The organism is Actinomycetota bacterium (assembly GCA_040754375.1).
Classification (GTDB): domain Bacteria; phylum Actinomycetota; class Acidimicrobiia; order Acidimicrobiales; family AC-14; genus JBFMCT01.
In genome coordinates, this window is sequence record JBFMCT010000014.1 from 52228 (window position 1) to 72158 (window position 19931).

Here is a 19931-nt window from a genome sequence, read left to right on the forward strand (position 1 = left end):
CCGCGGGGGCGCGCCGCCGTCACCGGTCGCGACCGGCCACGAAACGGGCCAGCTCGGCCAGGGCCGAACGGGCGGCCGGCACCAGCTCGACGCGGTCGAGGGCGGCCACCGCCTCGGCCGTCCGGGCCTCGATGGCGGACTCCACGGCGGCCACCGCCCCGCAGCCCGCGAGCAGGTCCTGGAGGCCGGCGACCTCGGCGTCGGTCAGGTCGGCGGCCCCGTAGCGGCCCAGCAGGGGGTCGCCCGTGCGGGACCGGGCGGCCGCGTAGAGAAGCGTGGGCTTGCCCTCCCGCAGGTCCTCCCCCACCGGCTTGCCCGTGACGGTCTCGTCCCCGAAGGCGCCCAGCAGGTCGTCGCGCAGCTGGAAGGCCTCGCCCAGGGGCAGCCCGTAGGCCGATAGGGGGCCGGCCAGTTCGTCGAGGCGGCCGGCGAGGGCCGCCCCCAGGTGCAGGGGCCGCTCCACGGTGTACTTGCCCGACTTGAACAGCGAGATGCGCCGGGCCGCGGCCTCCCCCACCATGCCCCGGGCCGTACCCGCCAGGTCGAGGTACTGGCCCACGTTGACCTCGATGCGCAGCTCGGTGAACACGTCCAGCGCGGGGCGGGGCGCCCCGGCCAGCAGCTTGTCGGCGTAGACGAAGGCCAGGTCGCCCACCAGCACGCCCACCCCCTCGCCGAAGCGGCGGCCCTCGCCCCGCAGGCCGGCCAGGGCGTGGCGCTGCTCGAAGTTCACGTGGATGGTGTCCATCGAGCGGCGCGTCGTGGACCCGTCCATGATGTCGTCGTGGATGAGGGCGAAGGTGTGGAGCATCTCCAGCGCGGCCCCGGCGTCGACCACCTGCGGGTCACCGGGGTCGCCCCCGGCCCCCACGAAGGCCCAGTGGCAGAAGGCGGGGCGCAGCCGTTTGCCCCCGCTGAGCACCAACTTGGCCAGGGCGTCGAAGGGCTCGGCCAAGGCCGGGTCGACATCGGCCCAGCGCTGGCGCTCGGAGTCGAGCAACTGCCGGGCCCGCTCGTCGACACGCGACGCGATGGCAACCAGGCTGTGCGGGGCTTTCGCGGTGGTCACGGCGACGCGCACAGTCCTCCTTCCGCCTCCTCGGCCCGGCTCCAGGTTAGTGGCCGGTCACAGCGGGTTTCGGAGTGGACGGACGGCCCGGATGACCGCACCGGTGGGCAGGACGGGCGGCCGGCGGGCCGCCACCAGGCGTAGGGCACCAGCCTCTTACCCGTAGCGCGAGCGCTGGAGGAGCACGACGGCCAGCATCCCGATCCACAGGGTCGACAGCAGGTAAGGGAGGAAGGCGATGGGCGGGATGAGCAGGCCGAAGGCGATGATCATCCCTCCGTAGGCCAGCCACCGGGGCAGCACCTCGGACCGGTAGATGACCGCACCCGTGGCCCCCACGAAGGCGGCCGTGGGTATGAACATGACGGCCAGGGACTGCCACTGCAACACCAGCAGAGTCCTGGCTATCTGGGGGTCGGCGCCGTAGTCCTCCAGGACCGTCCCGGCGATGCTCAGCAGGACCACCACCGAGCTCATGGCCACCATGAGTGCACCGCCCATGAGGGCCAGGGTCGGCAACCACCCGGCCCGTCCCTCCACGTGGCGCAACCAGCTGTAGAGCCAGGCCACGAACACCAGCAGGAAGAACAGGCTCATCAGCGTGAGCAGGATCCCTCCGCTCACCCGGCCCCGGGCCTCGGCCACCTGCTCGGCGATCACCTCGGCCGTCTGGGTCGGGTCGACCTCGCCGATGGGGAGCAAAGACGACCCCACGAAGGCCAAGATGGCGTAGGCGACTCCCGACAGCGCCCCTACCCGGCTGAACCGCCACCCGACATCTTGTTGGTCGCTCACGTCGCTCACTGGCCGGCCATCGTAGGGCGGCCCACCTCCGACGGGCACTTCCGGTCCGCCGAGCCGCCGGCGCCCGGTGGGGCAGCCGTCAGCCCGCCGCCGGTGCGGGCGCGGCCCGGGCGCCCGCCCGGTCTTCGAGCCGGCGCTCGACACGAGCGGCCAGCGGGAAACCGATGGCCGCTCCCCCCGCCAGTACGACCAGGCCTCCGACGGCGTCGAGGATGAAGTGGTTGGCCGTCACCACGATGGCGAACAGGGTCATGACCGGGTAGGCCCAGGCCAGCGCCCGGGCCCATGTCGAACGTACTGCCGACACGAGCACGAGCGACGACCACATGGCCCACGCGAAGTGAAGGCTGGGCATGGCCGCGTACTGGTTGGAGATCTTCGACACCGTGCCCGAGTCGAACGACCACAGCGAGCCGTAGGTGGCCAGCGTGTCGACGTACCCGTAGGACGGGGGCAGCAGCCGGGGCGGCATGAGGGGGTAGGTGGCAAAGCCGATCAGGGCCAGGGCAGTGGTGAACGCCAAGGTGTTGCGCCACTGCCGGTAGCGGCCCGGGAACCGGCGGAACAGCAACACCAGGGCGAAGGCCGTCACCACGAAGTGGAAGCTCCCGTAGAACAGGTTCCACAGCTCGATGAACAGCCGGTTGCCCAGGAACGCCTGCTGGATGGCCCTCTCGTGGTAGATCCCCAGCATCTCCTCCAGCCGGATGATGTCCAGGGCGTTGCCCATGGCCTTGGCGGCCGACACCGAGGCCGAGCCCTGGGTGTTGCGGATGGCGGTGTACACGCCGTAGAAGGCCAGGATGTAGAGCACCTCGCGCCACCAGCGCAGGCCCCGGCCGCCTGCTCCCGCCTCCTCCTTCTGGCTGGGGCCCGGGGCGGGGGCCTCCTGCCCGCCCTCACCGTCGCCCCCGGGGGGCATGGTGTCGTCGCGGAGTGTGTCGCTCACGCCGCGGCGCGAGCGGGGGCGCGGGCCCCCACCGCGAAGGCAGGGGCGCCGAGCAGGCTCACGGCCAGGCTCATGCCGTAGAGGAGCAGTCCCAGGGCCACCGCCTTGCCCGTGGGCACGCCCAGGGGCTGCAGGAGCAGCACCAGCGCCCCCTCGCGCAGGCCCAGGCCGTTTACCGAGACCGGGAGCACCTGGGCCATGGCCACCACCGGCAGGAAGGCCATCACTGCGGCCCAACCAACGTCGATCCCCAGGGCCTGGGTGGCCATCCACGCGGCCAGGACGAGGGTCAGCTGGTAGGCGGCCGCCGTGAGCAGGACGCCGACCACCGCCCCCGGGTGGCGCCGGATCCGGTCGATGCCCAGGTGGACGGCCCCTGCGAAGCGCAGCCAGCTCTGGTTGTCGGCCAGCCGCTTGCCGAGGCGGGGGTTCGCCGCCAGCACGAGGATCACGCTGAGCACGACCAGCGTGCCGATCGAGAACATGACGGCCATGCGGCTGGCGTTGCCGAGCTGGAGCAGGTCCGGGTGGGTGAGCAGGGCTACCAGGGTGATGAGCGGCAGGACCAGGAACCCTGTGAGCCTCTCGAGCACTACCGAGGCGAACGAGGCCGGGGCCTGACCGTTGGTGGCCGACAGGCGGGAGACGCGCAGCACGTCGCCCCCGATGGTCGAGGGCAGGAAGTTGGCCACGAAAAGGCCGGCAAACGAGTGCGAGAGCAGGGGCGGGAGCTGGGACGGCAGCTCCAGGGCAGATAGGACCCGCTGCCAGCGCAGCGCGGCCAGGACCGTGGCCCCGACCCACACGAACAGCCCGACCACCAGCCAGATGACGGCCGATCCCTGGTTGGCGGGCAGCAGGGAGGACAGGTGGATGCGCGACAGGAGGAACGCCAGCATCACTGCGCTGGCCACGACTCGCAGCACCAGGAAGATCTTCTTGCGCTTCCGCACCCTCGATGCAGCTTACGCGTCCGCCAGTGGCTACCGTCGCCCCGTGGGCCTACGGACCGTGCAGGTGGGCGAGGCGCGGCTGGCGGTGGCCGAGACCGGAGAGGGGGGCCGGCCCCTGCTGGGCGTGCACGGGTTCACGGGCGCGAAGGAGGACTTCGCCGAGCTGGCCGCTCCTCTGGCCGACCGAGGCTGGCACGTGGCCGCCCCCGACCTGCGGGGCCACGGGGACGGCGAGCATCTCGCCGGGCCCGACCACTACCACCCCGACGCCTTCGTGGAGGACGTGCTCGGGGTCGCCGGGGCCCTGGGCTGGGACGAGTTCGTCCTGGTCGGGCACTCCATGGGCGGGGCCCTGGCCCAGCGCATCGCCATCGACCACCCAGGGCGGGTCAACGCCCTGGTGCTGATCAGCACGTTCCACGGGCCCCTGGACATCGACCCGGCCCTCGTGGCGCTGGGCCAGGCCATCGTCGCATCGGGCGGCATGGAGGCCCTGGCAGCCGCGCTGGCCGCCCGCCGGGCCAACGACCCCGCCGCCTTGGCCGCCCGGGCTCGAATCGAGCGGGTCAGGCCGGGCTACGCCGACCACGCCGACCGCAAGCTCCTGAGGTGCTCCCCCGCCATGTGGACGGCCATGGCCCCCCGCTTCCCCGAGTGGCCCGACACGCTCGAGGAGGTACGCGCCCTGGCCGTGCCCACCCTGGTGGTCGTCGGTTCGGAGGACTCCACCATGCGGCCCCACTGCGAACGGCTGGCGGCCGCCGTCCCGTCGGCCCGCCTGGCGGTCATCGACCCGGCCGGCCACTCGCCTCAGATCGAACAACCCGCTCGGTGCATCGAGGAGATCGTGGCCTTCCTGGAAGGGCCGGGCGGGCGCCCCCCGGGCTCAACTGTGGGCCAGACTGTCCGCTCCTCATCCGAAGTGGGCCCGTGAAGGGCCTTCCGTGCTCCAAGGAGGACCGATGAACACTGTCGCCCGCGTGATCGAGATCAGCGCCGTCAGCGACGTCAGCTTCGAAGACGCCGTCAAGGTCGGGGTGGCCCGCGCCTCCAAGACCCTGCGCAACGTGACCGGGGCCTGGATCAAGGAGCAGCGCGTCGACGTGGCCGGCGGCGAGGTCACCAGTTACCAGGTGAACCTCATGGTCACCTTCGTGCTCGAAGAGGAGTAGTCAGCCGCTGACGCGGGCGGCCCGGCGCCGGCTGGCCAGCGCACCCCCGCCCACCAGCGCGGCCGTGCCGGCCAGGGCCAGGGCCAGGTAGAGCAGCAGGGGCCCACCGTCTCCGCCCGAGGTCACCCGGGCGAGGACGTAGAGCCCGCTGTTCTGGTCGACGATGACCACCCGGTTGCCGCCCGCCAGGGCCACGCCGATCACCGACGCCTTGGCCGGCAGGGTGCCCGTGGGATCGGCGGTGTCGGGCGGCACGAAGTGGCCGACCTCGGTGGGCGGGCTCTGGCCCAGGTCGATGACCCGCAGCCCGTCGGAGTGCCAGGCCACGTAGGCCAGGTTGCCGTCGGCCAGCACCCGTCCCGGGGCGTAAACCCCCAGGTCGGGCGGGGGGAAGGCCGTGCCGTGGGGCGACCGCAGCAGGGCCAGCTCCCGCATGCCGGTATCGGGGTCGACCTCCAGCACCCGCATCCCGCCCCAGGCGCCCGGGGAGTCGACCAGCGCGCCCCGCACCGTCTCCCCGCCCGCGCATCTCTCCTCCTCGAGGCGGGGGCACAGGGCGGTGCGCAGGGCGTTGGCGTCGCCCTCGTCTATGGAGATGCCGGGGATGGTCAACCCCTTCCAGTCACCGCCCCAGCCCACGGCCTGCGGGGAGGCGTTGAAGGGGGCGAGCTGAACCCGTCCGAACATCACGGCCAGCGCACCGTCGGCCTGGGCCCGGTTCATGCGGCTGGTGTTGTTGCAGCCCTGGTTGGGGGCGCCCGGCTGGGTGGCCTCGACCCTCGACGAGTCCAAGAAGACGATCTTGCCCCGGGGGTCGGTGGGCCACGGGTCCTCGGCCACCGGGTTGGCCTGGCTGCCCCGGGCCGGGCAACCCCGCCCGCCGTAGACGATCTCGGCCTCGATCGTCCCGTTGGGGCGCTTGTAGAGCTGGGCCTGGCCGGTCTGCTCGAAGAGGGTCGGCAGCCCCTGGCAGGCGAACTTCTGGCCGGCGATGGAAGACGGCGCGTCGATGCGCAGGGCCGTCGAGGTCGGCCACCAGCCTTCCTCGGTGAGCAGGGCGACGGTGCGACCCCCGACCTCGGCGGCCGTGACGAACCCGGCGTTGCCCTCCTCCTCACGCACCGCTGGGTAGGAGAACTGGCTGACCCGGCGGGGCGAGCCGGGGTCGGCCAGGTTCAGGTCGTACAGGCCGGCGTCCATGAACGTGACCAGCGCCCGCTGGCCACCGTCGTAGAACTCGGCCGAGTGGCTGTTGACGAAGGGGGCGCAGCCGTTGGGGGAGAACGAGCCGGGACGCTCGCCCAGCGGAGGCCAGGCGCTGACCTGGGTGGGCGCACGCGGGTCGGTCACGTCGACGACCCGCACGTCCCCCGAAGGGCGGGTGAGGAAGTTGGCCGTCAGCTCGACCGAGATGGACAGGACCGTGCCGTCGGCCCGCTGGACCAGGTCGACCGAGTGCTGGCCGGTGGCGCAGCGGACCGCGGCCCCCTCGGGGGGCGGGGCGCAGGGCACGGCGTTGGCGGGCACGTCGTCGTCGGGGCCCTGGTCGGCCATGTAGCGGCCCAGGAACACGGGGGCGTCGGGGTCGGTGATGTCGTAGTAGACGATGCCCCGGTCGGTGAAGGCCGGGCTGCGGGTGTTGGGTGTGCAGCTGGTGGGGCCCGACTGGGACGGCCCGTCGTCGAGGGCGATGGCGGCCAGGACACCCGAGAACGACGGTGTTCGCACCTCGATGGCGGCCACGTCGATGGCGGCCACGCCCACCGGGATGGGGATGGTGGAGGCCACCCGCGGGGCGCGGGCGTCGCTCAGGTCGACGACCTTGGCCGTCACTTCCAGGCAGGGCCCGGGGTTGTAGCGCTCGGTGTGGTAGCCGGTGTGGGTGACGATGCCCGCGCCCACGATGGCCACGTGGCCCACGACGGCCACGTCGCCGTTGACCCCTCCCCCACCCAGGTCGGAGTAGCCCACCTGGCGCAGCGCCCCGTCGGCCCCGCCGTCGGCGGTCTCCGCGGCCATGGCGGCCGCCGGGACCGCGGCCAGCGCCACCGCCAGCGCCGCCGGTCCCACCACCCGCCGCCTCCACACCGCCAGTCCGGCCATGGCCCGCGAGTGTACGGACCGGGCTCCCTGCCCGCCCGGGGCCGCCGGCCGTCCTTCGGGGGCGGGCGCCCGTACGATGGGCCGGTGATCGAAGAACCCGTCGTAGCCCGAGTGCTCACCGCCGCCCTGCGGTCAGGGGGCGACTTCGCCGAGGTGTTCGCCGAGGACCGCCGTTCGTCATCGGCCCGGCTCGACGACGGGCGGGTCGAAGAACTTACGTCGGGCCGAGACCGGGGCGCGGGTATCCGGGTCGTGCGGGGCGAGACCACCGGCTTCGCCCACACCTCCGACCTCAGCGAGGCCGGCCTGCTGGCGGCCGCCGAGGCTGCGGGGGCGGCCGCCCGAGGTGGCGGCCAGGGGGTTCGCGAGGTCGCCCTGTCCGCCCCCCGCCCTCAGCGGCCGTCGCGCGCCCAGGTCCTCCCCGAGGACGTGCCCAAGGAACGCAAGGTCGACCTGCTCAAGCGGGCCGAGGACGCCGCCCGCGCCGAGGACGGCGCCGTCCGCCAGGTGGCCGTGACCTACGGCGACGGCCGGCGCCGCTTCCTGGTGGCCAACAGCGACGGCCTGGTGGCCGGCGAGGACCAGGTGCGCACTCGCCTGTCGGTATCGGTCGTGGCCGGCGGCGACGGCACCCTCCAGACCGGGTACGAGACGGCGGGCGGCACCGTGGGGTTCGAGATCTACGACCGGGTGGACGTCGAAGGGGTCGCCCGGGTGGCGGCCCGGCGGGCGGCCGACCTGCTCAAGGCCCGCCCCGCCCCCAGCGGTCAGGTCCCGGTCGTGCTGCGCAAGGGGGCGGGCGGGATCCTGTTCCACGAGGCGTGCGGCCACGGCCTGGAGTCCGACCTCGTCGGCAAGGACGCCTCGGTCTTCCGGGGCAAGGTCGGCGAGCAGGTGGCCAGCCCGCTGGTGACGCTCGTGGACGACGGCTCCTACGTCGACGAGTGGGGCTCCTACGGGATAGACGACGAGGGCCACCCGGCTCAGCGCAACGTCCTGATCGAGGACGGGCGGCTGACCGACTACATGTGGGACTTCCTGCGCGCCCGCAAGGAGGGCCGGGGCTCGTCGGGCAACGGCCGGCGCCAGGGCTACCAGCACCTGCCCATGGTGAGGATGACCAACACCTACGTGCTGGCCGGCACCGAGGACCCCGACGAGATCATCCGCCAGACCCCCTACGGCGTCTACTGCGTCCAACTGGGCGGCGGCCAGGTCAACACGGCCACAGGCGACTTCGTGTTCGGCATGACCGAGGCCTACCTGATCGAGAACGGGGTGGTCACGGCCCCGCTGCGCTCGGCCAACCTCATCGGCAACGGCCCCGAGGTGCTGCGCTCCATCGACGCCATGGGCAACGACTTCGAGACGTGGGCCGGCACGTGCGGCAAGGACGGCCAGGGGGTGCCCGTCTCGTCGGGCCAGGCCACCCTGCGGGTCTCGTCGATGACCGTCGGCGGCACCGGTGGCTGAGGGGGCGGGTGCCGCGACTTCCGCCTCCGCGGCGCAGGCGGCGGCGGGCACAGCCGAGGGCCCGCCGCCCGGGCCCGTCGACCTGGTCACCCTGGCCGACCAGGTGGCGGGCTGGGCCCGTGACGGCGAGCAGGTCGAGGCCTACGTGGCCCGGGGCACGCACACGTCGGTGCGGGTGTTCGGGGGCGAGGTGGAGTCGCTGTCGTCGGCCCAGTCCGAGGGCGTGGGGGTGCGGGTCGTCGTCGGCCACCGCCAGGGGTTCGCCTACGCGGCCTCGCTGGCACCCGAGGCCGTGGCCGAGGTCCTGGCCGAGGCCCGCGACAACGCCCGCTTCGGCGAAGCCGACGAGCACCTGGGCCTGGCCACCCCCGACGGCGTGGCGCCGGCCGACCTCGACCTGTGGCGGCCCGAGCTGGCCGCCTTCCCCACGGGCCGCAAGGTGGAGCTGGCGCTGGCCGTGGAGGCCGCCACCCGGGCCGCCGACCCCCGCATCAAGGGCGTGGAGTCGGCCGACTACGGCGACTCGGCCTTCGAGGCGGCCATCTCCTCCAGTACCGGGGTGCGGGCGTCGTCGAGGAGAACGGGGTGTTCGCTGTGGGCCTCGGCCCTGGCCGACGACGGGCGGGGCACCCAGACAGGGTCGGGCTACTCGGTGGCCCGCTCGCCCCACGACCTCGACGTCGGCAAGGCCGCGGGCGACGCCGCCGAGCGGGCCACCCGCCTCCTGGGGGCCACCAAGCCGCCTTCCCAGCGGCTGACCGTCTTCCTGGAACCGCCGGTCACCGCCTCGCTCCTGGGCATCGTGTCGTCGGTCCTGTCGGGCATGGCCGCCCTCAAGGGGCGGTCCTTCCTGGCCGGCAGGGTCGGCGAGGTGGTGGCCGTCGGTGACCTCACCCTGGTCGACGACCCCACCGACCCCGACGCCTACGGCGCCACCAGCTTCGACGCCGAGGGCCTGGCCACCAGGCGCAACGTCCTCATCGACGGGGGGGTGCTGCGCCAGTTCCTCCAGAACACCTACACCGGCCGGCGCTCGGGCCTGGCCTCGACGGCCAGCGCCGTCCGGGCCGGCTACCGCAGCACCCCCGGGGTGGGGGCTCGGGCGCTGACCCTGGTCCCCGGCCCGCTCGACCAGAGCGAGTTGCTGGCCGCGATCGGCGACGGCCTGCTCGTGCAGTCGGTCACCGGCATGCACTCGGGCGTGAACGCCACCACCGGCGACTTCTCGGTGGGCGTGCAGGGCCTCATGGTGCGGGGCGGCCAGCTCGCCGAACCGGTGCGGGAGGCCACCATCGCGTCGACCCTCCAGGCCATGCTGGGAGACGTGGTAGCCGTGGGCGGCGATCGCGAGTGGCTGCCAGGAGGGGCCGCCGGCCTGACATTGGCGATAGGAGGCGTCACCCTGTCAGGCTCCTGAAGTGCCCGTCCAAGCAGGGATCCCCATCGTCCACGCCGTCGTGCTGGGCGTGGTCCAGGGCCTCACCGAGTTCTTCCCGGTGTCCTCGAGCGGGCACTTGGTGCTGGTGCCGTGGCTGTTCGGGTGGGACGAGCTGTCGGCCAACCCGGAGCTGCACAAGACGTTCGACGTGGCCCTCCACCTGGGGACCTTCATCGGGGCGGCCGCCTACTTCGCGCCCGACATCCGCCGCTTCGCCAGGGCCGGCGCCCGGTCGCTGCGCCGGCGACGGGTCGAGACCCCCGACGAGCGCCTGGCCTGGCTCCTGCTGCTGACCTCGCTCCCCGGGGCGGCCGTGGGGGCCAGCCTCGAGTCTTTCATCGAGCGGGAGCTGGGCCGGGAGTGGCTCGTCGGTGTCCTGCTGATCGCCTTTGGCCTGGTGCTGGCGGCCGCTGACCGCAGCAAGGGCACGCGTACGGCCGACAAGCTCGGCCTGCGCGACGCCATCACCATCGGGGCGGCCCAGGCCGTGGCCCTGGCCCCGGGTGTGTCCCGGTCGGGCGTGACCATCTCGGCCGCCCGCTGGCTGGGCTTCGACCGCGACAGCGCGGCCCGGGTCTCGTTCCTGATGAGCCTGCCCATCATCGGCGGGGCCGTGCTGTTCAAGGGCCTCCAGGTGGTGGCCGCCGGGGGCCTGCCGGCAGGCACGGGCGGTGCCTTCTTAGCCGGCACCATCGCCTCTGGTCTCACGGGCACCCTGGCCGTGTGGGGCACGCTCAGGCTGGTGCGCACCCGCTCGTTCAAGCCGTTCGTCATCTACCGCATGGCCGCCGGCGCGGCAGTCCTCGGCGTGGTCGCCTCGGGCGCCCGGTGAGATCAGGGGCCGCGCTGGTCACCCGGGCCTTGGGCCTGGGCCGGACCGGGGGCCAGGCTCCGGGTCGGACCAGGGGTCAGGGTGACGGTGACCGAGCCGTTGGCTAGCGCGTAGGCCACAGACCGGGCCTCCTCGGGGCGAACGGCCACGGTGACGGCGCCGTCGGCCACATCGACGACCGGGGCGTCGAGCACGATAGCCAGGGCCGGTTGGCGGTCGAGGGTGGCCAGCAGGTCGACCACGTCGCCCCTCTCGAGAGGCGGGGAGGTGGCCCCCCCGGCGGGCACGGTGACGGCCCGGGTGCCCTCGGGAAGCAGAGCGGCCACGCCCGACAGGCCACCGGGGGCGAGGTGGCCGGCCAGCACCACCTGGCCGGCCAGGAGCGGGGTGGCGGTGGTGCGGCCCTCGACCTCGAGGGGCGCAGCGAACGCCCCCGGCGGCACGAACGTCGAGGGCACCATCTGTACCGAGAGCTCGCCGGCCGCCACCTCGGACCCCGGGCCCACCTCGGCGGCGGCCACCACGACAGGAACGAGCGGGCCGTAGCGCCCGGCCAGCGACCGGGCTTCTCCGATGGCCCCCCCGACGACCATGGCCGTGGCCATGGCCAGGCCGGCCACGGCCAACCAGAACAGCAACGGGGACCGCGACAGCCGGGCGCGGCCCCTGCTCGGCATCCGGAAGCGGCCCATGGCCCTCCTTCCCTGAGCTCTAGTACACGGAATTACATGAGGAGGAAGGTAAGACTCACACTACAGCACGGGCTTAGCCCGGGTCGACAGTCCCGTCGCCGCACAGGCACGACCGCTCGGTCGGTATGGCGGGCAGCGTCGCGGTCAGCACCCGCTGCACCTTGGCGACGTTCTCGCGCATGACCCGGAACACCACCTCCATGCTGACGGCCTCGATGCCGTCGATACCCGCCAGACCGGCGTCGTAGTCGGTGACCAGGGCGATGCCGGCATAACAGAGGCCTAGCTCCCGGGCCAGGACGCACTCGGGGTACTGGGTCATGTTCACCACGTCCCAGCCCTGGGCGCTGAACCACCGGGACTCGGCCCGGGTGGAAAAGCGTGGTCCTTGGATGACGACCACCGTCCCCGTGGGGTGGGCGGTGACGCCCTCGGCCCGGGAGGCGGCGGCCAGCAAAGGGCGCAACTCCGAGCAATAAGGGTCGGCGAAGGAGATGCAGTTGAGCACGGGGCCGTCGAAGTAGGTGTCACCCCGGCCCCGGGTGCGGTCGACGAGCTGGTCGCACAGCACCAGCTCGCCGGGCTTCAGTTCGGGCCGCAGCGAACCCACGCTGCACGGGGCCAGCACCCGGGTGGCCCCCAGGCGCCGCATGGCCCACAGGTTGGCCCGGTAGTTGACCCGGTGGGCCGGCAGTTCGTGGGCACGGCCGTGCCGGGGCAGGAAGGCCACCCGGCGGCCCTCGAGCTCGCCCACGGCCACCGGGGCCGACGGCGGGCCATAGGGGGTCTGGACGGTTACCTCCTCGACGTCGGACAGGAACCGGTAGAAGCCGGTACCTCCGAAGACGCCGATCTCGGCCTGCGGTAGCCCCACGCCGCCGTCAGGCGGACTTCGAGGCCGGCGGGCCCGAGGGCTTGGGGTCGGCCTTCACGGTTCCGCTGTCGGAACCACCGTCAGTGCCGGCCTTGGCCGGTGCTGAGCTGTCGCCCCCACCCCCGTCCTTGCCGGCGCCGGCCGGCTTGTCGCCACCCTCGGACTTCTTGGCCGGCAGGCGACTGTCGGTGCGGTAGAAGCCGCTGCCCTTGAGGACCACGCCGATCGAGTGGAACACCTTGCGCAGCGGGCCGCCGCAGACCGGGCACTCGGTGAGCGGGGCGTCTTTGAACGACTGCGACACCTCGAGGTGGTGGCCACACGCCTTGCAGGCGTACTCGTAGACCGGCATGGCCGGGAGTGTACCGGCTGGTCGGGACGTACCCGAGCCGTGCCGGGGGGCTCCGTGATCGTACGATGGGAGCGGTGGAAGCCCCCGACGACCTGGCCGCCGGGCCCCCCGGCGGGGATGGCCCGGCGGTCGTTGCCGCCGAGCGCCTGGCGGCACTCGAACGGCGGGTGGCGGAGCTGGCCGCCCGGGTCCACGACCTCGAGCGGGGTGGGGGCGAGTTCCGCCGGGCCATCCAGCGGCTGGGCGACGCCTTGGCGGCCACCCACGACCGGCCCGCCCTCCTGGCCGCCGTGCTGGAGACGTGCGTGCTCGCCCTCGGGGCCGAGGCCGGAGTGGTCTACGGGGTGGTGGCCGCCACCGGGGCCCTGCTGCCCGTGGCTGTGTGCGGGCCGCACGAGGCCGGGGAGCTGAAGGTGGGCGACGGCGTGGCCGGCGCGGCCGCCGAGTCGATGGCGGTAGCCACCTGGCCCGGGCCGGTGCCCCCTTCGCCAGGAGCCGAGCCTGCCGCGGCCGTGGCCCTGGCCGTGCCCGTGCGGTCGGCCAACCGGCCGTTCGGGGTCCTGGCCCTGTACGGCCGGGCCGGTGACCGCCCGTTCACGATCGACGACGTCGACACGCTCACGACACTGGTCCGCCAGGTCGAACCGGCCATCGAGAACACGTTCCTCTACGAGGAGGCTACCCGGCTGTCGATCACCGACGGCCTCACCAGCTTGTGGAACCGGCGCCAGTTCGACCTGCGCCTGCTGGCCGAGCAGCAGCGCTCGGTCCGCTTCGGGGAGCCTTTCTCGGTCGTGCTGATCGACCTCGACCAGATGAAGATGGTCAACGACACCCGGGGCCACCAGGCGGGAGACGCCGTGCTGTGCGAAGTGGCCAACCGGCTGGCCAGCGGCGTGCGAGACGTCGACCTCGTCGCTCGCTACGGGGGTGACGAGTTCGCCCTCGTGCTGCCCAACACCGCCATAGCCGGGGCCTTGCGGCTGGCCGAGAAGGTCAGGGCGGGGGTGGCCGAGCGCCCTTTCGACGTCGAGGGGCCCGAGCCCGTCGAGCTCACCGTGTCGCTGGGTGTGGCGTCCTACCCCGCCCACGGCCGCAGCGGGCGGGCCGTCGTCAAGGCGGCCGACGCCGCCCTCTACCGGGCCAAGGCTGCGGGCGGGGGCCGGGTCGAGCACGCGCATGCAAGTGTGGAGCCATGAGGAACCCCGTCCGCAAGGCGGTGATCCCCGCGGCTGGGCTCGGGACTCGCTTCCTGCCGGCCACCAAGGCCCAGCCCAAAGAGATGCTGCCCATCGTCGACAAGCCGGCCATCCAGCACGTGGTCGAGGAGGCCGTACGCGCCGGCCTGCGGGACATCCTGATCATCACCGGGCGGGGCAAACGATCGCTGGAGGACCACTTCGACCGGTCGTTCGAGCTGGAGTACTACCTCGCGGCGGCCGGCAAGCACGACCTGCTGGCCGAGGTCAGGGCCATCGCCGACATCGCCGACATCCACTACGTGCGCCAGAGCGAGCCGAAGGGGCTCGGGCACGCCGTGTCCGCGGCCCGCCAGCACGTGGGTGACGAGCCCTTCGCCGTCCTGCTGGCCGACGAGTTCATGACCGAGCAGTCGCGGGTGCTGCCCGAGATGCTCGGCGTGCACGAGCACTACGGACGCTCGGTGGTCGCTCTGACCGAGGTCCCCCGTAAGGAGATCTCGTCCTACGGGTGCGTGCAGCCCGAGGCCGTCGACGACCAGCTCGTCCGGGTCCTGGGCCTTGTCGAGAAGCCCCGGCCCGAGGACGCCCCGTCCACCCTGGCCGTCGTGGGCCGCTACGTGTTCACCCCCGAGATATTCGACGCCCTGGAGAAGGTCGAACCGGGCCGGGGCGGGGAGATCCAGCTCACCGACGCCATGGCCATGCTCCTGGGCGACCAGACCATCTACGGCTACGTAATCGAGGAGGGCCGCTTCGACGTGGGGGACAAGCTCGACCACCTGCGGGCCACCGTCGAACTGGCCATCGACCGCGACGACCTGGGCCCCGACTTCCGGGCCTTCCTGGTAGACCTCGTACAACGCAAGAAGCTCCTGTGACCACCAGGTCGGCGGGGGCGGGCCGGGGCCGGCCGTGACCTTGACGGCCGTGGAGGAGGTGCGGGCCGCCATCCTGACGTCGTGCGCTCCCCTGCCGAGCGCCGAGCTGCTGCTGGTCGACGCCCTGGGGTGCGTGGCCGCGGCCGCGGTGACGGCCGACGCCGACGTGCCCGCGTGGGCGAACACGGCCATGGACGGCTACGCCGTGCGCGCCGAGGACACCACCGATGCCCCCGTGGAGCTCGAGGTGGTGGCCGTCCTGGCCGCCGGGGCGGCCCCCGACCCGGCCCGGCCCGTCGGCCCCGGCCAGGCGGTCCGGATCATGACCGGGGCTCCCATGCCCCCGGGGGCCGATTCAGTGGTGATCGTCGAGTGGACCTCGCCGGTCCACGGGGGCCGGGTGCGGGTGGACGTGCCCGTGGCCCCCGGCCAGAACGTGCGGGAGCCGGGCAGCGACGTCCGGGCCGGCCAGGAGGTCGTCTCACCCGGCACCTTGCTGACCCCCGCCCTCTTGGGCCTGATGGCGTCGGTCGGGCGCGACACCGTGGAAGTCCACCGGCGGCCCCGGGTCGGGGTCCTGTCCACGGGCGACGAGCTGGTCGAGCCGCCGGCCGAGCTGCGTACCGGCCAGATCTACGACTCCAACCGTCCTCTGCTGCTGGGCCTGGTCATCGAGGCGGGTTGCACCCCCGTCGACCTGGGGTGTGCCCGCGACGACCGGGGCGCCATCGCCGCCGCCCTCGAGAGCGGCCTCGACCGCTGCGACGCCGTGCTGCTCAGCGGTGGGGTCAGCATCGGCGACTTCGACTTCGTCAAGGACGTGTTCGGCCGGCTGGGGGCGGCCCGTTCGTGGGACGTGGCCATGAAGCCGGGCAAGCCCCTGGCCTGGGGCCTTCTCCGGGGCCGGCCCGTGTTCGGCCTGCCCGGCAACCCGGTGTCGGCCGCGGTGTCCTTCGAGGTCTTCGCCCGGCCCGCCCTGCGGCTACTGGCCGGCCACCCCGAGCCCGTCCCCCCCACGGTGGCCGCGGTGGCCGGGGAGGACTTCGGACGGCGGCCCGACGGCAAGGTCCACCTGGTGCGGGCCCGGGCCACCAGGGAGGGGCCCGACGGCCGCCTGCACGTGCGTTCGGCCGGGGGCCAGGGGTCGCACATGCTGGCCGCCCTGGCCGCGGGCAACGCCTTGGTGGTCGTGCCCGATGGGAGCGGCGTGAGCGCCGGCGAGACGGTCCAGGTCGTCCTGCTGGCGGGCGCCCCCGGGTAGCGCCCTCCCGGCGATCTACACTGCAGCGCCATGAACGAACGGGGGCTGACCCATCTCGACCCACTCGGCCGGGCGCGCATGGTCGACGTCACCCCCAAAGAGGCCACCCACCGGCGAGCCCTGGCCCGCTGCAAGGTGCTCATGAAGCCCGAGACCACCAACCTCATCGCCAGCAACGCCATCAGCAAGGGCGACGTACTGGCCGTGGCCCGGGTGGCGGGCATCCAGGCGGCCAAGCAGGCCGCCCACCTCATCCCGCTCTGCCACCCCCTGCTGGTGGGCTCGGTGTTCGTCGGGTTCACCATCGGTGACGACAACGTCGAGGTCGAGGCCCAGGTCGAGACCGTCGACCGCACCGGGGTCGAGATGGAGGCCATGACCGCCTGCGCGGTGGCCGCCCTGACCGTCTACGACATGTGCAAGTCCGTCGACCGCTCGATCAGCATCACCGAGCTGGCCCTCTGGGAGAAGACGGGCGGCCGGTCGGGCCCCTACCGCCGGGCGGTCGACGCCGGGTGACGGGTGGGCACCGCGATTACCGGCGGCCGGCCCTTGCCCGAGCCCTCCCCGGTGAACTAGGAAAGCACGTGGCGGCACTTCCCGAGACCATCCGCGATCGCGAACAGGTTCTGTTGTACGGTCCACGAGACACAAAGGAAGGCTGAGGAGCGTGACATTGGTCCTACTCATCCTTGCCGTCATATGGGCCGCGGTTCTCATTCCACCTGTGCTCCGCTCTCGTGCCGAGGGCCGGCCCGCCGACTCCATAACGGCGTTCCACCGCCAACTGGCCGTGCTGCGCCGGGCTGCCCCCCGAGGGGGCGGCCGCCAAGGTGAATGGGGCAACGACGGCTCGGTGGGCCCAGGCCGGGTGCCTCGTCTGGCGCCCGTGACCGTGCTTCCCGTGGCCAACGGCCGCATGGCCACCGCCGGTGCGAGCCGGGCGGCCATGGCCCGCCGCAACGCCCGGCGGCGCCGTAAGGACATCCTCACCGCCCTGCTGGTAGCGGCCGGCACCACGCTGGTGCTCGGGGCCGTGCCCGGGCTGCGCTTCCTGTGGGTCGTCCACGTGGCCGCCGACGTGCTGCTCTTCGGCTATGTGGCCCTGCTGGTGCGCCAGCGCAATGCCCTCGCCGAACGCGACCTCAAGGTGAGGCTCCTGCCTACAGCCCGCCGCCATGAGGCCCGCCGGGAGGTCGACGGCCACTGGGACGACGGCGACAGTGGCTGGCTGGGCGCGGAGCCCGCCCTGCTCCACCGGTCCGCGACCTGACACCGGCCGCCCGGCCCCCATGACCGGCGGCGAGCACCTTGCCGGGCTAGCGGCCGGCCTGCGCCACCACCTCGACGCAGCCCACGCCGCCCGCGAAACCGCCATCGGGGCCTGCCGGCGCACGATCAGGGCGTGCGGCAGCTCGATCCGGGCCGTCCACCGCCTGGAGCCGGCCGAGGCCCTTTCCCTGGCCGACGAGGCCGAGGCCTCCCTCCGCCAGGCCCAGCACGCCCTTGGTCCCTTCCCGGCCTTGGCCGCCACCGGCCCCCTTCACGACGCCGAGAAGGAGTACGCCGAGGCCCGCCTGACCGCCGCCCTGGTCGAGGGAGGGGACCTCCCTTCGTTCACCGAGCTGGCAGTGGGCGCCTCCTCGTGGCTGGGCGGCCTGGCCGAGGCCGCCACCGAACTGCGCCGCCACCTGCTCGACCGCCTGCGGGCCGGCGACCTCGACCACGCCAGCCGCCTGCTCACCGCCATGGACGACGTCTACGGCCTGCTCATGTCCATGGACTACCCCGACGCCGTCACCGGCGGCCTGCGCCGCCAGGTCGACGCCCTGCGAGCCGTCCTGGAACGCACCCGCGGCGATCTCACCACCACCGTCCTGCAGGCCCGCCTCCAAGCCGCCATCGAATCCCGCACCAACCCCCCTGTCGAGTAACCTCGTCCCCACGCCGGGGGTGTAGCTCAGCTGGTAGAGCGCCACGTTCGCAACGTGGAAGTCGGCGGTTCGAGTCCGCTCACCTCCACCACAAAGTAGCTGGTCAGCGGGGTTGTAGCCGCCCGCTGGCCTGGCCCGAGGGGGCCGTTGCCCATCTCTTGCCCATCTTTGGTCTAACGTTTGCCATCCCCAAGAGAGGTGGATGGGCATGAAAGGCTCCCTCAGGCAGCGCAGCGAGGGCACATGGGAACTCCGGGTCTTTCACGGGCGCGACCCGGTGAGCGGCCTGAAGCGCTACACCAGCAAGACCGTGCGGGGCGGCAAGCGCGACGCCCAGCGGGCCTTGGCCACGATGATCAACCAGGCCCCCGAGTCGGCGCCCACCCGGTCGATGACGGTTGCCGATGCCCTCGAGCGGTGGTTCGACCACGCCCAGGAGGACCTCAGCCCCTCCACGCAGAGCGTCACCCGGATGATCATCGACAAGCACCTCGGTCCCCACATCGGTTCCGTGCCGCTCTCGGCGCTCACGCCGGCCCGGGTCGACAACGCTTACCGGGCCATCGGGAGGCGCGGGGGCCGGGGCGGCAAGCCCCTCGCTCCCGCCACCGTGCACCGGGCCCACAACGTCCTCCACCGGGCCATGGCCCAGGCCGCGCGGTGGGGCTGGCTCCCGTCCAACCCGGTCAGCCTCGCCACTCCCCCACGCCGGACGGCGCCGGAGATCCGCCCACCTGAGACCGACGAGGTCATGCGCCTGTTCGCCCTGGCTCAGGAGAAGAACCCCGCCTTCGCCACCTACGTGCAGCTGGCAGCGGCCACAGGGGCTCGCCGGGGCGAGCTGGTGGCGCTGCGCTGGTCCGACCTCGACCTCGATGCCGGCGTCGTGCGGATCCGGCGGGGGATCGTCCATGGCCTCGACGGGCTGGCCGAGAAGGACACCAAGACGCACACCTCCCGCCGCATCGCCATCGACGCCGGCACGATCGAGGCCTTGCGACGCCACCGGGCGGTGGCCGACGAGGTCGCCGCCGGCGCCGGGGCGGCGCTGTCGGGTGACTGCTTCGTGTTCTCCGACTCCCCCGACGGGATGGAGAGCTGGAACCCGGCCTACATCACCCAGGCCTTCGCCCGCCTCGCCAAGCGGGCCGGCGTGCCCGAGGTGCGGCTCCACGACCTGAGGCATTTCGTAGCCACACGCCTGCTGGCCAACGGGGTCGACATCCGCACCGTCGCCGGCCGCCTCGGCCACCGCAACCCCAACGTCACCCTCAACGTCTACGCCCACTTCCTCCCCGAAGCCGACCGGGACGCGGCCGACCTCTTAGGCAGGCTGCTGGCCCCGCCAGCCGACAACGGGTCCTAGAAACCACGCTCGGAAGTGTCCACCTCATCTGCATCGGAAGCCCACGTCGAACGCTGTGAGGTGCTGTTGTAACAGTACCTGTTACAGTCGATGATCGCCTCGTCGACTGGTCCGAGATCTCGGACACCTATCAGTGGTCTGGCCTCCTCCTCGGAAACGGCGCCAGCCGCGCAGTTTGGCCGGGTTTCGACTACCCGTCCCTGTACGACCGCGCCCGGATGTCCACCAGCGCCCCGCTCGAGCCAGAGGCAGTACGTGTCTTCGAGGCACTCGGCTCGACGAACTTCGAATACGTTCTCCGCTCACTGGGGGCCTCTGCCAGGATCAATGTCTGCCTCGATCTCGACGCAGCACCGATCCATACGATCTACGACAATGTAAGGCTGGCGCTTGCGGGTGCTGTACAGGCGAGCCACGTGAATTGGAACGCGATCGAGCACCTTCGAGCAGCTGTGACCTGTTTCTGAGTTCGCGATAGAGATCCCGGATCGATCAGTCCGCATCGCGGGGTCCCTGGTCGGTTGGCTTCGAGGTGTGCTGGCGATGGTAGGTGAGGCGGCGGAGACGGGCTGCTTCGAG

General features: G+C 72.7%; 21 protein-coding genes and 1 tRNA gene. 14 read left to right on the top strand and 8 right to left on the bottom strand.

What is annotated here, in order from left to right:
- Nucleotides 1-19: 19 nt before the first annotated feature.
- The 4 genes from AB1673_08215 to AB1673_08230 form a co-directional block, all read right to left on the bottom strand.
- On the bottom strand, nt 20-1081 hold the full coding sequence (locus tag AB1673_08215; protein MEW6153955.1) for a polyprenyl synthetase family protein: 1062 nt from the start codon (nt 1079-1081) through the stop codon (nt 20-22).
- Nucleotides 1082-1225: 144 nt separating this feature from the next.
- On the bottom strand, nt 1226-1873 hold the full coding sequence (locus tag AB1673_08220; GenBank protein MEW6153956.1) for a DUF4386 family protein: 648 nt from the start codon (nt 1871-1873) through the stop codon (nt 1226-1228).
- 79 nt (nt 1874-1952) lie between these two features.
- Nucleotides 1953-2822 (bottom strand): phosphatase PAP2 family protein, encoded by an 870-nt coding sequence (locus AB1673_08225; GenBank protein ID MEW6153957.1) that lies wholly within the window; start codon nt 2820-2822, stop codon nt 1953-1955.
- Entirely contained in the window at nt 2819-3775 is a 957-nt protein-coding gene (locus AB1673_08230; protein MEW6153958.1) for a lysylphosphatidylglycerol synthase transmembrane domain-containing protein, read from the bottom strand. The genes AB1673_08225 and AB1673_08230 overlap by 4 nt, the downstream gene beginning before the upstream one ends.
- Between AB1673_08230 and AB1673_08235 the strand changes: the two genes are divergently transcribed.
- Both AB1673_08235 and AB1673_08240 read left to right on the top strand, forming a co-directional pair.
- Nucleotides 3669-4709, top strand: a complete 1041-nt coding sequence (locus tag AB1673_08235) for an alpha/beta hydrolase (protein MEW6153959.1) — start codon at nt 3669-3671, stop codon at nt 4707-4709. The two genes, AB1673_08230 and AB1673_08235, sit on opposite strands and share 107 nt — an antisense overlap.
- 28 nt (nt 4710-4737) lie before the next feature.
- Nucleotides 4738-4947, top strand: coding sequence for a dodecin family protein (locus tag AB1673_08240; GenBank protein ID MEW6153960.1), 210 nt, complete (start codon nt 4738-4740; stop codon nt 4945-4947).
- On the opposite strand, the gene AB1673_08245 is transcribed toward AB1673_08240, so the two are convergent.
- Nucleotides 4948-7050 (bottom strand): hypothetical protein, encoded by a 2103-nt coding sequence (locus AB1673_08245; protein MEW6153961.1) that lies wholly within the window; start codon nt 7048-7050, stop codon nt 4948-4950.
- 84 nt (nt 7051-7134) lie between these two features.
- On the opposite strand from AB1673_08245, the gene AB1673_08250 reads away from it, so the two are divergent.
- From AB1673_08250 to AB1673_08260, 3 genes are read left to right on the top strand one after another with little or no spacing between them, the layout of a single operon-like run.
- Nucleotides 7135-8523 carry a TldD/PmbA family protein gene (locus AB1673_08250; protein MEW6153962.1) on the top strand — a complete coding sequence of 463 codons (1389 nt, stop codon included), beginning with the start codon at nt 7135-7137 and terminating at the stop codon, nt 8521-8523.
- Nucleotides 8516-9940, top strand: a complete 1425-nt coding sequence (locus AB1673_08255) for a TldD/PmbA family protein (GenBank protein MEW6153963.1) — start codon at nt 8516-8518, stop codon at nt 9938-9940. Before AB1673_08250 ends, AB1673_08255 begins: the two co-directional genes overlap by 8 nt.
- A gap of 1 nt (nt 9941) precedes the next feature.
- Nucleotides 9942-10793 (top strand): undecaprenyl-diphosphate phosphatase, encoded by an 852-nt coding sequence (locus AB1673_08260; GenBank protein ID MEW6153964.1) that lies wholly within the window; start codon nt 9942-9944, stop codon nt 10791-10793.
- A gap of 2 nt (nt 10794-10795) precedes the next feature.
- On the opposite strand, the gene AB1673_08265 is transcribed toward AB1673_08260, so the two are convergent.
- From AB1673_08265 to AB1673_08275, 3 genes are all read right to left on the bottom strand, one after another.
- On the bottom strand, nt 10796-11485 hold the full coding sequence (locus AB1673_08265) for an SAF domain-containing protein (protein MEW6153965.1): 690 nt from the start codon (nt 11483-11485) through the stop codon (nt 10796-10798).
- 73 nt (nt 11486-11558) lie between these two features.
- The gene (locus AB1673_08270) at nt 11559-12359 is read right to left on the bottom strand and encodes an S-methyl-5'-thioadenosine phosphorylase (protein MEW6153966.1); all 801 of its coding nucleotides are present in this window, start codon (nt 12357-12359) and stop codon (nt 11559-11561) included.
- Nucleotides 12360-12366: 7 nt separating this feature from the next.
- The gene (locus AB1673_08275) at nt 12367-12711 is read right to left on the bottom strand and encodes an FmdB family zinc ribbon protein (protein MEW6153967.1); all 345 of its coding nucleotides are present in this window, start codon (nt 12709-12711) and stop codon (nt 12367-12369) included.
- Nucleotides 12712-12785: 74 nt separating this feature from the next.
- Here AB1673_08275 and AB1673_08280 point away from each other — a divergent pair, with 74 nt between their 5' ends.
- The 9 genes from AB1673_08280 to AB1673_08320 all read left to right on the top strand — a co-directional run bounded on the left by AB1673_08280 (nt 12786) and on the right by AB1673_08320 (nt 19819).
- Entirely contained in the window at nt 12786-13910 is a 1125-nt protein-coding gene (locus AB1673_08280; GenBank protein ID MEW6153968.1) for a sensor domain-containing diguanylate cyclase, read from the top strand.
- Nucleotides 13907-14791 (top strand): UTP--glucose-1-phosphate uridylyltransferase GalU, encoded by an 885-nt coding sequence (galU, locus tag AB1673_08285; protein MEW6153969.1) that lies wholly within the window; start codon nt 13907-13909, stop codon nt 14789-14791. The genes AB1673_08280 and galU overlap by 4 nt, the downstream gene beginning before the upstream one ends.
- A 34-nt stretch (nt 14792-14825) precedes the next feature.
- Nucleotides 14826-16052: a gephyrin-like molybdotransferase Glp gene (gene glp / locus AB1673_08290; protein ID MEW6153970.1), complete on the top strand. Its 1227-nt coding sequence runs from the start codon at nt 14826-14828 to the stop codon at nt 16050-16052.
- A gap of 30 nt (nt 16053-16082) precedes the next feature.
- Complete coding sequence (gene moaC, locus AB1673_08295) at nt 16083-16571, top strand: cyclic pyranopterin monophosphate synthase MoaC (GenBank protein ID MEW6153971.1); 489 nt, start codon at nt 16083-16085, stop codon at nt 16569-16571.
- A gap of 208 nt (nt 16572-16779) precedes the next feature.
- A complete protein-coding gene (locus AB1673_08300) occupies nt 16780-17325 on the top strand; it encodes a hypothetical protein (protein ID MEW6153972.1) in 546 nt (181 codons plus the stop codon).
- A 19-nt stretch (nt 17326-17344) separates the two neighbouring features.
- A complete protein-coding gene (locus AB1673_08305; GenBank protein MEW6153973.1) occupies nt 17345-17986 on the top strand; it encodes a haloacid dehalogenase in 642 nt (213 codons plus the stop codon).
- 15 nt (nt 17987-18001) lie between these two features.
- Nucleotides 18002-18077 (top strand) — tRNA-Ala (locus tag AB1673_08310).
- 117 nt (nt 18078-18194) lie between these two features.
- Nucleotides 18195-19352: a site-specific integrase gene (locus tag AB1673_08315; protein MEW6153974.1), complete on the top strand. Its 1158-nt coding sequence runs from the start codon at nt 18195-18197 to the stop codon at nt 19350-19352.
- A gap of 116 nt (nt 19353-19468) precedes the next feature.
- Nucleotides 19469-19819: a DUF4917 family protein gene (locus AB1673_08320; GenBank protein ID MEW6153975.1), complete on the top strand. Its 351-nt coding sequence runs from the start codon at nt 19469-19471 to the stop codon at nt 19817-19819.
- The last annotated feature ends 112 nt before the right edge of the window (nt 19820-19931 follow it).

Coding starts and splice junctions, on each gene's coding strand:
- AB1673_08240 (MEW6153960.1), top strand. CDS start 4,738: ATGAACACTGTCGCCCGCGTGATCGAGATCAGCGCCGTCAGCGACGTC.
- AB1673_08245 (MEW6153961.1), bottom strand. CDS start 7,050: ATGGCCGGACTGGCGGTGTGGAGGCGGCGGGTGGTGGGACCGGCGGCG.
- AB1673_08265 (MEW6153965.1), bottom strand. CDS start 11,485: ATGGGCCGCTTCCGGATGCCGAGCAGGGGCCGCGCCCGGCTGTCGCGG.
- AB1673_08275 (MEW6153967.1), bottom strand. CDS start 12,711: ATGCCGGTCTACGAGTACGCCTGCAAGGCGTGTGGCCACCACCTCGAG.
- galU (MEW6153969.1), top strand. CDS start 13,907: ATGAGGAACCCCGTCCGCAAGGCGGTGATCCCCGCGGCTGGGCTCGGG.
- moaC (MEW6153971.1), top strand. CDS start 16,083: ATGAACGAACGGGGGCTGACCCATCTCGACCCACTCGGCCGGGCGCGC.
- AB1673_08305 (MEW6153973.1), top strand. CDS start 17,345: ATGACCGGCGGCGAGCACCTTGCCGGGCTAGCGGCCGGCCTGCGCCAC.
- AB1673_08315 (MEW6153974.1), top strand. CDS start 18,195: ATGAAAGGCTCCCTCAGGCAGCGCAGCGAGGGCACATGGGAACTCCGG.